The 12,901-nt window shown below is 47.8% G+C and carries 12 protein-coding genes and 1 riboswitch; of the genes, 7 read left to right on the top strand and 5 right to left on the bottom strand.

Going from position 1 to position 12,901, the window contains the following annotated elements; genetic code table 11:
* From FD07_RS10740 to zwf, 3 genes are all read left to right on the top strand, one after another.
* A partial coding sequence (locus tag FD07_RS10740; RefSeq protein WP_156403285.1) for an RNA-guided endonuclease TnpB family protein occupies positions 1–530 on the top strand: 530 nt, incomplete at its 5' end.
* A 228-nt stretch (positions 531–758) separates the two neighbouring features.
* Positions 759–2,006 carry a glycoside hydrolase family 28 protein gene (locus FD07_RS10745; RefSeq protein WP_020090370.1) on the top strand — a complete coding sequence of 416 codons (1,248 nt, stop codon included), beginning with the start codon at positions 759–761 and terminating at the stop codon, positions 2,004–2,006.
* Positions 2,007–2,571: 565 nt separating this feature from the next.
* On the top strand, positions 2,572–4,059 hold the full coding sequence (gene zwf / locus FD07_RS10750; RefSeq protein ID WP_020090371.1) for a glucose-6-phosphate dehydrogenase: 1,488 nt from the start codon (positions 2,572–2,574) through the stop codon (positions 4,057–4,059).
* A 102-nt stretch (positions 4,060–4,161) separates the two neighbouring features.
* Here zwf and FD07_RS10755 read toward each other — a convergent pair whose 3' ends face one another.
* Entirely contained in the window at positions 4,162–4,614 is a 453-nt protein-coding gene (locus FD07_RS10755) for a GNAT family N-acetyltransferase (RefSeq protein WP_020090372.1), read from the bottom strand.
* 80 nt (positions 4,615–4,694) lie between these two features.
* Between FD07_RS10755 and FD07_RS10760 the strand changes: the two genes are divergently transcribed.
* Both FD07_RS10760 and gndA read left to right on the top strand, forming a co-directional pair.
* Positions 4,695–5,126, top strand: coding sequence for a MarR family winged helix-turn-helix transcriptional regulator (locus FD07_RS10760; RefSeq protein WP_020090373.1), 432 nt, complete (start codon positions 4,695–4,697; stop codon positions 5,124–5,126).
* Between the two features lie 148 nt (positions 5,127–5,274).
* The gene (gene gndA / locus FD07_RS10765) at positions 5,275–6,714 is read left to right on the top strand and encodes an NADP-dependent phosphogluconate dehydrogenase (RefSeq protein ID WP_020090374.1); all 1,440 of its coding nucleotides are present in this window, start codon (positions 5,275–5,277) and stop codon (positions 6,712–6,714) included.
* Between the two features lie 122 nt (positions 6,715–6,836).
* Here the strand turns inward: gndA and FD07_RS10770 are convergent, their stop codons facing one another.
* Positions 6,837–7,100 carry a hypothetical protein gene (locus FD07_RS10770; protein WP_020090375.1) on the bottom strand — a complete coding sequence of 88 codons (264 nt, stop codon included), beginning with the start codon at positions 7,098–7,100 and terminating at the stop codon, positions 6,837–6,839.
* Positions 7,101–7,193: 93 nt separating this feature from the next.
* The gene (locus tag FD07_RS10775) at positions 7,194–7,835 is read right to left on the bottom strand and encodes an SDR family oxidoreductase (protein ID WP_020090376.1); all 642 of its coding nucleotides are present in this window, start codon (positions 7,833–7,835) and stop codon (positions 7,194–7,196) included.
* A 196-nt stretch (positions 7,836–8,031) separates the two neighbouring features.
* Between FD07_RS10775 and FD07_RS10780 the strand changes: the two genes are divergently transcribed.
* A complete protein-coding gene (locus FD07_RS10780; RefSeq protein ID WP_020090377.1) occupies positions 8,032–8,379 on the top strand; it encodes a hypothetical protein in 348 nt (115 codons plus the stop codon).
* Between the two features lie 149 nt (positions 8,380–8,528).
* Positions 8,529–9,533, top strand: coding sequence for an aldo/keto reductase (locus FD07_RS10785; protein ID WP_020090378.1), 1,005 nt, complete (start codon positions 8,529–8,531; stop codon positions 9,531–9,533).
* A 67-nt stretch (positions 9,534–9,600) separates the two neighbouring features.
* On the opposite strand, the gene FD07_RS10790 is transcribed toward FD07_RS10785, so the two are convergent.
* Together FD07_RS10790 and FD07_RS10795 are read right to left on the bottom strand one after the other, a co-directional pair.
* Positions 9,601–10,164: a peroxiredoxin gene (locus tag FD07_RS10790; protein ID WP_020090379.1), complete on the bottom strand. Its 564-nt coding sequence runs from the start codon at positions 10,162–10,164 to the stop codon at positions 9,601–9,603.
* A gap of 209 nt (positions 10,165–10,373) precedes the next feature.
* Positions 10,374–10,544: riboswitch (M-box (ykoK) riboswitch) on the top strand.
* Between the two features lie 719 nt (positions 10,545–11,263).
* A complete protein-coding gene (locus tag FD07_RS10795) occupies positions 11,264–12,550 on the bottom strand; it encodes a dicarboxylate/amino acid:cation symporter (protein ID WP_020090380.1) in 1,287 nt (428 codons plus the stop codon).
* Positions 12,551–12,901 lie beyond the last annotated feature (351 nt).

The raw sequence follows: 12,901 nt of genomic DNA on the forward strand, positions 1-12,901 counted from the left end.
TACATAAACGGAAGAAGTTCATAGAAATCCGTCGTTGCTTACAAAGTAAAGGCACCAAGTCTGCCAAGAAAAGATTGAAACAACTGGCTCAACGAGAGAACCGCTGGATGACCGATGTGAATCATCGGTTAGCTAAGACACTCGTTACGGCATATGGTTCGCATACCCTTTACGTTTTGGAAGACTTAACTCATGTGACATTCAACACCGATGACCTGCCTAAATCTCTGCGTAATAGCCATCGCTCCTGGTCTTTCTTTCAGTTAGAAACTTTTCTAACGTATAAGGCTCAGGCTATTCAAAGTACTGTTGTGAAAGTGAGTCCAGCATTCACCTCACAGCGCTGCCCGAAGTGCGGCCTAATTGAAAAGACTAATCGTCATCATGATACCCATGAGTATTGGTGTAACCAGTGTCAATATCGGTGTAATGACGATCGATTAGGGGCAATGAATATCGAATCACTTGGGCAGGAGTGGCTGAACGGCGCCAGACACCCAAAGATTAAGAAACTAACAACTGCTGGGTAAACCTGGCAGTTAAACGGGTAGCCGTCAATTACCCGATGATGTTGCCACTACGAGTAGGAGTGCCTTAACGGGTATGTTGGACTACTGTGTCATAAGACACGTGAGCGACAAGCCTCTGAATTCATTCAGGGGTAATTGACGTTAAGCTGGGGATGAAACGGCCACCTACTCCCCCAAGTCACGTCTATTTTTCACCTGTGCAATCTGATAGAAATGGAGCGTAAATTTATGCTGAATATCAATATTCTTGATCTAGCCATCGAAGACGACATCACAACCAATGCGACCATGACGATTCAGACTGCCATTGATCGTTGTGCAGCCAATAATGGTGGCACAGTGACCATCCCCAACGGCACCTACGTCATTGACGGCCTTCAGTTGAAGAGCAACGTCAACCTCCACCTAGAGGCCGATGCCATTCTCCAAGCCAGCGGCGATGAAACCAAGTATACTCACCGTCCCGGTCCCTTTGAACTGAATCGCAACCCCACGCCAATTTCGGCACTTATTTACGCCAAAGGACAGCGTAATATCGCCATTACTGGTGAAGGCCACATCGACGGCAACTATACTGCCTTCATTTATCCCAATCAGGATACCGCGGTTCATTTGAAATTCTACAACTATCCCCGCCCCATGACGATTTACCTAGAGGATTGTACGAACATCACACTGGATCACATCACCGTGGAGAACGCCCCCTTCTGGACAATTCATCTGGTCGGTTGCCGCAATACGGAGATCGGTCACATCGCCATTCACAACGAGGTCCGGATGCCCAATACCGATGGCATCGATGTCGATCGCAGTAAAAATACCCATATCCATGACTGTGAAATCATTACTGGTGACGATGCCATTTGCCCCAAATGCACCGAAGAGACTGCACCATATGGGGACTGCACCAACCTTCTCGTGGAGAACTGTTACCTGAAGACGCAGAGTGCCGCCGTAAAATTCGGGAGTAGTAGCTTTGGCAATTTTGAGAATTGTAAATTTCGTCACCTGACGATCAAGGATACCAATCGGGGACTAGCCTTTCAGTTACGAGATCCCGGTAGCGCGGAGAACATTAGTTTTGAAGATATTACCATCGACACCAAGCCCTACAGTGCGGACTGGTGGGGCTCAGGCGAACCCATCTTCATCAGTCTGCTTCCCCGTGACGCCGCGACTGACCTTACTGGCCAGACCATCCGTCACGTGTCATTCAAACATATCACCAGCAACACGGAAAACGGAATTCTTGTGGCGGCTGAGTCTGCAGAAGCCATTCACGACATTACCTTTGAAGACGTTGACCTCACATTGCGGCAGGCGAACGAAACGCCGGTCACCTTTGATTTACGTCCTTGGCAGGGAACGGCCAAGGTTCAGCGGCCTTTGCAACTGGTCACCAACCTTGCGGGTAGCGACCTAAGCTTTCGGCACGTTCAGGGGCACTTCCCTAATCGGCTAACCGTAACGCTTTAAAAACAAGTCATTCGCTATAGCTATCACTCTCACCCCAGCCAACTCTAAAATTCTGGAGGACTGGACTAAATCATACATTGGTCGTTCACCAAACATACTTGCCAGCGGTTCTGCCCCTTGGTCACTGTGCTACTTAATTATCTTTCATGAAAATAGTTTCAGTAATCCAACTCGTCTGACGTTACTTCGGCGAGTTTTTTTGTTAGACTACGGGTGATAGCGATTTCATAGTTTTCTAGTGGGCACGGTGTTTCCACTGCATTTCAGCAAGAGGCGTTCTGCTTTCATGAAAACGGAGAAATCGTGTGATCGTTGTTTTCACAGTATTGCAACCGGTTGTCCAAATTTTAAATTCTTGGTTTAAAAAGGTCGCGTTTCATCAGAAAGAAGCGTATAATAACTTCCGAAGTGGTCTAGACATACTTTTTTCTAGGCAACTCGCGGGTTCCCGGATGGTTGCCCCCATCTGTGGATAACCGATAGCAACCTTCAATGTTTTTTGATTCGTAGACACTGCTCATATAACGATTTTATAACGATTTTAAATTTAAGGAGTGACGATCTCGTGGCAACTGAACGTAAAGCTGTATTCTTATTCTTCGGTGGTACTGGTGACTTAGCTTACCGGAAACTCTACCCAAGCCTTTTCAATCTCTATCGTAAAGGTAACTTGCGGTCCCATTTCGCCGTTATCGGGACTTCCCGTGCAAAAATGGACGATGACAAGTTCCGCGCTGCTATCAAGAAGTCTTTAGCAGACAGTGGTAACCGGACGGACTCTAAGGAAGCAAGCGACTTTGTTTCCCATTTCTACTACCAAGACCATGACGTTACCGACACGGCACACTACGCCGTCTTGAAGGAACTGATGGACAAGTTAGATAAGAAATACAAGGCAGAAGGCCACCGAATCTTCTACCTCTCAATGGCCCCTCAATTCTTCGGCACAATTGCTCAAGACTTGAAGACGCAAGGCTTGTTGTCTGAAGGTAAGGATGTCTTCAACCGTCTGGTCATTGAAAAGCCATTCGGCCGGGATTACGATTCCGCTAAATTATTAAACGATGCCTTAAGCAAGTCCTTCGATGAAGATCAAATCTTCCGGATCGACCACTACTTAGGTAAGGAAATGATTCAAAACATCGAAGCCCTGCGTTTCGGGAACACCTTGGTTGAATCTCTGTGGAACAACCGTTACATCGACAACATCCAAGTCACGTTATCCGAAAAACTCGGGGTTGAAGAACGGGCTTCCTACTATGACAACAGTGGGGCTTTGCGGGACATGGTCCAAAACCATATCATGCAAATCGTCTCTCTGTTAGCTATGGAACAACCTGTAGCCTTCACCGATACTGACATCCGGGCTGAAAAAGTTAAGGCCTTACGGAGCCTGCGTGTTTACAACGTTGCCGACGCCGCAACCAACTTTGTTCGTGGCCAATATGGCTCAATCAACGAACAAGCTGACTACCGCCACGAAGATAACGTCCCTCACGATTCAACGACTGAAACGTTCGTTGCTGGGAAGTTATTATTCGACAATTACCGTTGGTCCGGCACCCCATTCTACATTCGGACTGGGAAGATGTTAGCCGACAAGTTCACGCGAGTTGACGTCGTCTTCAAGCGGCCATTAGTGGACATCTTTGCCTTTCCACAAAGTCAAAACACCCCACTGGCTGCCAACGTCTTGACGATTTTCGTTGAACCACACGCTGGATTCTCTCTGCAATTAAACGCCAAGACCAACGACACTGGCTTCTCAACGGAACCAATCAAGTTGGACTACCTGGTCGATGCTCAAAAATCCAAGGATACGCCAGAACCTTACGAACGTCTGTTGCATGACGTCTTGAAGGGTGACGGGACTAACTTCTCCAGTTGGCCAGAAGTTTCCTACGCTTGGAAGTTCGTGGACCAAATCCGTCGCGTTTGGGACTTACAAGAACCACAATTCCCTAACTACACGCCACATTCCATGGGACCTGCCGCCGCTGAAGAATTGATTCAACGCGACCACCGTGAATGGGTCTACCGCTTAAACAACTAAATTAGACGAAAACGCCGATCACCCGCTAGTGGGTAATCGACGTTTTTTAGTTACAGAAGATATTGCTCACAGCACTGAAGCCGGTGAGATGTCAACTACCACTTACTCTGCCATTCGCAGCGCCGCCTTATCCATTCGAATGTGCGGCGAGCCATTGAAATCAAAGACGGCACCTAGTGCGTGATAGCCAAACTTTTCGTAAAAGCCTCGCTTGTCGATCTGCGCCTCAATACTGATTGATTCACCGGCGTAGTGGCGCTGAATCTCCGCTTCAATCTGGCCCATGAGTTGCCGGCCAACACCTTGTCCCCTGACTTCTGGAATCGTCAGCACACGACCAAACGTGGTATGGCCATTTTCCCGAAAAATTCGCGCATACGCCACCAGTCGGTCACCTTGAAAGCCCAGTACGTGGCAAGCAACGGGATCAATCGCATCAATTTCCTGGTAAGGTCGGTTCTGAGCGACTACAAACGTCCGAATACGTTCATATGCAACTTTATATAACTCTTCGCTGGATAAATCATCGAACGCACTAATACGCCATTTAATCATCAAATCATTTTTTCTTCGTGTTATAATATGTCTATTAGTATTGCGCGTTTTCATTTCAAATGCAACAAAAAGGAGAAAATATGGCAAATTCTTTTCGGAGTATTGGTCTGATCGCCCGGTCGACCTCAGTTATTGGGAACCAACTTTTTCAGCGTGATGATCTTCAAAACAATCAATTCATCTATTTAATGCGCATCTTCGAGAATCCTGGAATCACCCAGACTGAGTTGGCTAATCAGCTCCACGTGGACCGGTCAACGTGCCTGAGGACTGTGCGCAAGCTGATTGAGCATCATTACGTGGCCCGTCAGTCGGACGCCGCTAACAAGAAACTACGCCCCCTGGTCGCCACCGACAAGGGCCGCGCAATTTATCCTGAGCTAGAGGCTTACGAGCAGCACATTTTAGCTATTGGAACGCACGGTCTCTCCGCGGGTGAACAGCTCATTCTGGAGGAATTGCTAGGGAAAGTTGCGGCTAATGTTCAGGACTATCAGCTGACACAGGACTAGTTGCACCCGCTCCAACGAAATTTTTTTACAAAAATCTAAATTATTTTGAAAAAAAGCAGTCAAATGAGTTCCCTTTTAAATTGTTCAATGCTACACTAGGAGTTGGTAAAACCGAAATCAATCTTAACAAAGTAAAGGAAGGTTTCTAATGGCAGAAAAAGCTAATATTGGTGTTGTTGGTATGGCTGTCATGGGCAAGAACTTAGCCCTGAACATCGAAAGTCGCGGGTACACGGTTGGTATTTACAACCGTTCCTCCAACAAGACGGAACAAGTTATGAAAGACCACAGCGAAAAGAAGTTAGTTCCAAGTTACACGGTGGAAGACTTCGTTAAGTCTTTGGAAACGCCACGGCGGATTCTTTTGATGGTTAAGGCTGGTAAGCCAACTGACGCCGTTATCCACGAATTGCTTCCTCTGTTGGACAAGCATGATGTCCTCATCGATGGTGGGAACACGAACTTCCACGACACGATGGCTCGTAACGCCGAACTGGACAAGTCCGGTATCAACTTCATCGGTATGGGTGTTTCCGGTGGTGAACTGGGTGCCTTACAAGGTCCTTCCTTAATGCCAGGTGGCCAAAAGGAAGCTTACGACTTAGTTGCCCCAATCTTAGAAAAGATTGCTGCTAAGGCTGACCAAGACGGCAAGCCATGTGTATCTTACATCGGCCCTAACGGTGCTGGTCACTACGTTAAGATGGTCCACAACGGTATCGAATACGGTGATGAAGAGCTGATCGATGAAAGCTACAACATCATGCGTAACGTTGCTGGAATCTCCATTGACAAGATGGCTGACATCTTCAAAGAATGGAACAAGGGTGAACTTGACAGTTACTTGGTCGAAATCACTGCTGACATCCTGACTCGTAAGGATGACTTAGGCGATGACAAGAACTTATCCATTTTGGATGCTATCTTGGACCGTGGTAACAACAAGGGTACTGGTAAGTGGAGTTCCGAAGACGCCTTAGACGTTCAAGTTCCTCAATCAGTTATCACTGAAGCTGTTTACGCACGTTACATCTCAATGCTTAAAGACGAACGTGTTAAGGCTTCTAAAGTCTTGGCACCTGCTGAAAAGCAAGGCAAGGTTGACACCGGTGACGAAACTGAATTCGTTGAAAAGGTTCGCCAAGCCCTCTTCTTTGGTAAGTTAATGAGTTACGCTCAAGGTTTCGAACAACTCCGGTTTGCTTCTGAAAAGAATAACTGGGACTTGAAGTTCGGTGAATTAGCACAAATCTGGCGTGCCGGTTGCATTATCCGGGCCCAATTCCTGCAAAAGATTACCGATGCCTTCGACAAGGAACCTGACTTAACCAACTTACTCTTTGATGACTACTTCAAAGAAGTTGCCGCTAAGTACCAACAATCAACGCGTGACGTTGTCGCAATGGCCGTTCAAGCTGGTATTCCTGTACCTAGCCTGTCAGCTGCTATCACTTACTACGACAGCTACCGTGCTGAAGTCTTGCCAGCTAACTTGCTGCAAGCACAACGGGACTACTTCGGTGCTCACACTTACGAACGTCGTGACCGCCCTGGTGACTTCCACTACTCATGGTACGAAGAACAATAAATCATTAAAACCGATTGAAAAAGACGCCGTTATGGCGTCTTTTTTTTACGCTCTCATCTCCACAATATAGAAAAAGATCCCCGCCTAAGCGAGGATCTTAGTATCATCATATCCAATAGCTCTTATTGCCGCGTATGGCCACGAGAAGTTGTCCCGGCAAGACTATCAGTCAATGCCATTTGCAAGGCATGCAGGCTCTCCCAGTGGTCAATTTCAGCGGCTAAGCCCGCTTCCCACTCTGCCTTTTGACGACTCTTTTCAATAAACCGGTCCCAATCACCATCAGCAGTGGTCCGGTCAGCGGTCTGCCGCCAATGGGCCCACTCATTGAGGTGGTCAGTCAGAACTTCAGCTTCGGATGGAGCAATCAGTAACTTTTCAGTCATGGTCGTCGCCTCCTTTGGCAAAATCAAACGGATAGGTTATTTTTCTATGATTTGATTATAGCATATACAGTAAACCATTACTAGTATTAGTTTTTAAATGTGCGCTAGGACTTCAGCAATCGGGGTGCTTCCTTGCAGCAAGGGAATCGTCTTCCCCACCGCCTGCGGTGCATGTAAGGCCGCCACCATAAAGGCCGCGAGATCTGCTCGGGGAATGCTACCAACGGCCAATGGATCACTCTTGACCTGCCCAGTTCCGGGATGAAACGACAGCGCGCCGGGCTGAACGATCGTATAAGCCAAATTGGTCTGATGGACCAGCCAGTTATCCGCGTAAAACTTCGCGGCGTAGAGGGGCTTCAGTGGTTCCGCCCAACGATTGCGATCCTCGGCAAAGAGCATACTGATCATCAAGAAACGGCGCACACCCGCAATCTCAGCCGCCTGCATCGTCTTGACTGCCCCATCTAAGTCAATCAATAGGGTCATGTCATCCTTGGTTCGGCCACCAGATCCAGCAGCAAACATGACGGCATCACACCCCATCAGAGCACTCGCAATCCTTTCTGGCTTGGCTAACAGGTCAATCCGGCGAACTGTAATCCCCTGGTCTTCCCAGTCCTCACCATCTTCATCAGGGCCTAAACCCGCAACGGGATCATCCCCCCGTGCCCGTAATTGCGTGACCAATCGACGTCCAGTTTGACCGTTGGCTCCCACCACAAATACCCGCATGCGCTACAGCTCCCTTCACTATTTTCTTAGTCATTATTATACACTAGTCCTATGATAGCGTTTTATTTCATTTACACTGAAAAAATTTGGACCAGTTTCCTTTACGAACGGTCAAAGTGTGCCATAATAAAAAAGGGGCACCGATCGACAGACGACCGATACTCACGGCAACACAGAATTTGAGGAGGTCTCCACTTTGCAAAACCAAGATTTAACGATTACCGACCTGGACGAACACGCCCAATTAACCGCGTTAACCGACTTCGTTCACTTCTATCTCGAGCATTACCGGACCAACGATCTCGAAATTTTATCACAGTTCAAGGTTGACTATGCCATGAACGATATCAACATGTACATCTACGCAAACCGGAACTTTGGCCCTGACCAATTGGCCGCCGGCGTGCTGGAATACAAGAAGAATTTATTCGTAGAAATTCTGCAAACAATCAACCTACCATTTAACGAAAACGGCTCCCTCAAGGAAAATACCTGGGACGGTTGGTACCAACAAGAATACGCTAAAATTCCCCAAGGGAAATAATCACTGCAGGAGTCAACGCTCCCCACGAAACGCGTCAAGTACTGCTGGTACTCGGCGCGTTTTTATGTGACTATTTATGAATTCGTTTTCATTTTCACCCTAAGACCCGTATACTTAAAGGTAGCATCCTACATATTGGAGGTAGTTACATGTATTTAGCAGATGAACATCGCTACGACGCCATGCAATACCGGCGTAGTGGTAACAGTGGCCTCAAGCTCTCAGCAATCGGCCTGGGCTTCTGGCATAATTTTGGTAGTGTCGATCCTTTTGATAACCAACGGGCCATCGTTCACACGGCCTTTGACGCCGGCATTACCTACTTTGACCTGGCCAACAACTACGGCCCGGAACCGGGAAGCGCCGAAACCAACTTCGGTCGGATCATGACCCGCGATATGCGGCCATACCGGGACGAAATGGTCATTACATCTAAAGCCGGTTACCTGATGTGGCCTGGGCCTTACGGTGAGTGGGGTTCTCGGAAGAATATCATCGCCAGTGCCAACCAGAGTCTGAAGCGGCTACAACTGGATTACGTGGATATCTTCTACTCTCACCGGCCAGACCCGAACACGCCGCTGGAGGAAACCGCCTTAGCGTTGGACCAACTGGTGCGGCAAGGTAAGGCGCTGTACATCGGGATTTCCAACTACGACCCGCAACAAACTAAGGCCATCAAAGCCATCTTTGACGACCTGCACACGCCGTATATTGTCCATCAAATCCGCTACAGTCTGTTCGATCGGCACATCGATCGTAATGGCCTGCTGCGGACGTTGGCCGACGAGCAGACGGGACTAGTCACCTTCAGTCCACTGGCCCAGGGGCTTCTGACCGATCGTTACCTCAACGGGATCCCCGCCGATTCACGGGCCCATAAGTCCACGAGTCCCTTCCTACATGAGGATAACGTGGAACACACGCTGAGCACGGTCAAAGCTCTCAATGAACTGGCCCAGCAACGTGGCCAATCACTCGCTCAGATGGCGATTGCCTGGCTCCTTCATCAGCCTGTCGTCAGCTGTGTGCTGGTCGGCGCCAGTCGCCCTAGTCAGTTGCAGGACAACTTGAAGGCATTTGCCAACACCGACTTCAGCACTGACGAAATCAATCAGATTAATGCCTTGCTGGCAAAGATGCCACAAGCCTAAAAGAAGCGTGATCACCTCAACCAAGGGGTGATCACGCTTTTCAATTGCATTTTATATTGAGAACCAGTTAAATTTTACCAACCAAGTCTGTCCCTGGCTTCAATGTCTGTTCGCCGGGATGCCAATTAGCAGGACAAACGCGGTCACCATGTTCAGCAACGAACTGTGCGGCGGTTAGCGTCCGAAGAATCTCCGTGGCGTTGCGGCCAATCCCCATATCGTTGATCGTGTATGACCGGACCTTTCCTGCAGGGTCGAGGATAAAGACACCCCGATAGGCTTGACCGGCATCCGTATCTAAGACTTCATAGTGCCGGGCCAAGATACCAGCAGGATCGGCAATCATGGGATAAGCCACTTGCCCCACTTCCTGACTCTGTTCGTGCCAAGCTTGATGAACAAACTCGGTGTCCTCGGAAATGCTATAAATTTCAGCGTTACTTTGTTTGAATTCTGAATAGTGAGCGGCTAAATCACCCAACTCAGTCGGACAAACAAAGGAGAAGTCTGCCGGATAGAAAAACAAGACTGACCAGTGGCCTAATAGGTCGGCTGTTGATAATGCCTTAACTTCGCCATTCTGAAAGGCATTTACAGTAAAATCGGGTAACTCGGAACCAATAAAATTCATGATAACTACTCCCCTCATTTAGTAAGCTTCGGTACCCCCTAAGCATAACCGTTCGCAAGAATTAAATCAAGAATGATTCTAAACTAGGTAGAGATATAAGTGCTGTTATAAATTTATTAATAGTTCGTTATTATAATTATTATTCGATTTTCCTGAGGCCTTTTGATTGCTTTTCCTGGCTGAATAGGATAAAATGAACTATAGAATAAATTAGAAGCTGTTAGGTGAGGCTCCTATACGGAAAATGCTACTGCTCAGAAACGTCGAGAAACGCCAATGAGTCAGCTGTTCAGGTCAAATTAAGGCCTGTTCTAATGTAGCTGTTAATGAAACAACTAACTACGCCGTATAGTGCTAAAACTCAACGACTGGCCGTTCGTACACAAAAGCTTTTTATTGTGCGCTTAGCTAGTCGTGGCTAAGCGCTTTTAATTTACTCACAGTTGTCACTGTCGATTAGATTAGAGGAGGTGAGTGAACATGACAACACAACGTATAGATGATCCCGGAGCGTGTTATCACTCGCCGGTGGGAAAGTTGCAGTCAGTTCACGCCTCTAGGTTGACGCTTTGAGGAAAACTGTTCTCTAGCTTTCCCTTTCCCGGACCCCGTAGCTTGATGCGGAGGTTCGACTGGTAGATTTTAGACTGAATCGATTGGCCACTGTAACTCAGCCGCTGTCGGCGTTGTAACCGACTGAATCACGGCTGACCTTCCCGAATTCGTTCGTGTGCCGGTTGGATTCAAACCACTTAATGGAAAACGCAAGCTAGAGTTACCCAGTTTTTCTCGGCCCTATGACAACCATAATGCATTGACGTGCTAGTTCACATAGCCGCTTCACCGTTGGGGGAACCCAGTGGGGAGGAAGACACTTGTAACTGACGCTGATTCAACTAGGCTGGTTTTTAATCTCTAATAGTCGATACGAAATTAACACAAATCCTACAACTTAATCCTGATTATCGCGTGTCCTGCCAGTACCCATGGGCTGATGGGAATCACCCCGCAAGGCTGGCTGCACACCGTTGATCTGGTTTCTGCAATTATATAAAACGCCCGTAATTCGCGAAGAATTACGGGCGTTTTTGTATCGTATTTATTTTACTTTAGCTGTACGAAGCTCCTCGAGATAATTCTGACTCTTTTCCTCGCTGAACTCGTGTTCCGAGCGACCGATGACCACCGTTGCGAGGGAGTTCCCCACGACGTTGACGGCCGTCCGCCCCATGTCGACTAACCGGTCGATTCCGGCGATAAACGTCAGACCACTCATCGGAACCCCAATCGTGGAGACCGTTGCCAGCAAGACAACGAAGGACGCGCCAGGAACCCCAGCCATCCCTTTACTCGTGATCATCAGAACCACCAGCAAGGTGATCTGCTGTCCCAGGCTCAGGTTAATATGGTAGGCTTGCGCCAGGAACAACGCAGCCAATGACTGGTAGATAGCGGAACCATCCAGGTTAAACGTGTACCCGGTCGGGATCACGAAGGAAACGATCCCTTGGCTGACCCCAAACTTGTCCATCTTATCAATCAACCGTGGTAGGGTTGCTTCGGAACTTGCCGTTGAGAAGGCCAATACGGCTTCGTCTTTGATAACGAAGAGTAGATCCTTCAGCCGGAATTTAAACATCCGCGCAACGAGACCCATGAAGACCACGATGAAGATCGCCATGGTGCCGTAAGCCAAGAGGATGAAATACCCCAATGGGGCTAAAGCTGAAATCCCCATTTGCGCGATGGTGACCCCAATCAGCGCACAGACCCCGATTGGCGCCGTATGCATGACCCAGTTGGTGACCCGGAACATCACCTGTGATACAGCGTCTAAGAAGTCGATAATGATTTTCCCTTGCTTACCAATAGCGGCCGTTCCTAATCCGAAGAAGACGGAGAAGAAGATAACGGGCATCATATCGCCCTCACCTAACGACTTGAAGAAGTTGGTGGGAATAATCCCCAGCAAAGTGGCCCAGATGCCTGAATCCTTAGCTGATTTGGCCGAGGAGACGTATTGACTGATATCTGAACTATGTAGTTGATGGATGTCGATAAAGCTCCCAGGATGGAAAATATTTCCAACCAGAAGCCCTAGGGCGATAGCGATGGTCGTCATGACCTCAAAGTAAATGATGGTCTTCCCACCGATACGGCCTAACTTTTTAATATCCCCCATGTTGGCAATCCCAACGGTCAAACAGGAGACCACAATCGGCAACACGATCATTTGAATCAGGCTGATGAACATGTTCCCGATGTTTTGCATGGCCGTGATTGCCAACTTGTTTTGGTAAAAGACGACCCCTAGAACAATCCCTAAGACCAGACCAATTAAGATCTGCCACCCTAAACTCAGGCGATAACTACGGTATTTTTTCATAATTACTTTCCACCTATTTTCTAAAAATAACTCACTTGTCCCATTCTAAATAGTAGTTCTCTCATCTCTTGTGGCTAGTCCACAACACTAACTATGATAGCACAAGCCGGGAACGTAACCAAGAGACGAACGGCAAAGATATTCGAACGTATCTTCTTATTTAACTGATAACGTTCGTTTAAGATTTGTGACGTTCAAAGACGCGTACAGCGTCCAGTGCCGGCCGCATGGGCTTATCCCTGTCATACCAAGCTTTATCGCACCTATATGAATGTACGCATTAAGCGTTTAGTTGTTCACAATTCAGTTTGAAGCGTTCTAAAATATTTGTATAAAAAAAGAACCCTCACA

Origin of the sequence: Levilactobacillus parabrevis ATCC 53295 (genome assembly GCF_001434055.1) — a bacterium.
GTDB lineage: Bacteria > Bacillota > Bacilli > Lactobacillales > Lactobacillaceae > Levilactobacillus > Levilactobacillus parabrevis.

Excerpts from the sequence above, each read along its gene's own strand:
- FD07_RS10745 (WP_020090370.1), top strand. The coding sequence starts at position 759 with ATGCTGAATATCAATATTCTTGATCTAGCCATCGAAGACGACATCACA.
- FD07_RS10755 (WP_020090372.1), bottom strand. The coding sequence starts at position 4,614 with ATGATTAAATGGCGTATTAGTGCGTTCGATGATTTATCCAGCGAAGAG.
- FD07_RS10760 (WP_020090373.1), top strand. The coding sequence starts at position 4,695 with ATGGCAAATTCTTTTCGGAGTATTGGTCTGATCGCCCGGTCGACCTCA.
- gndA (WP_020090374.1), top strand. The coding sequence starts at position 5,275 with ATGGCAGAAAAAGCTAATATTGGTGTTGTTGGTATGGCTGTCATGGGC.
- FD07_RS10770 (WP_020090375.1), bottom strand. The coding sequence starts at position 7,100 with ATGACTGAAAAGTTACTGATTGCTCCATCCGAAGCTGAAGTTCTGACT.
- FD07_RS10775 (WP_020090376.1), bottom strand. The coding sequence starts at position 7,835 with ATGCGGGTATTTGTGGTGGGAGCCAACGGTCAAACTGGACGTCGATTG.
- FD07_RS10785 (WP_020090378.1), top strand. The coding sequence starts at position 8,529 with ATGTATTTAGCAGATGAACATCGCTACGACGCCATGCAATACCGGCGT.
- FD07_RS10790 (WP_020090379.1), bottom strand. The coding sequence starts at position 10,164 with ATGAATTTTATTGGTTCCGAGTTACCCGATTTTACTGTAAATGCCTTT.
- FD07_RS10795 (WP_020090380.1), bottom strand. The coding sequence starts at position 12,550 with ATGAAAAAATACCGTAGTTATCGCCTGAGTTTAGGGTGGCAGATCTTA.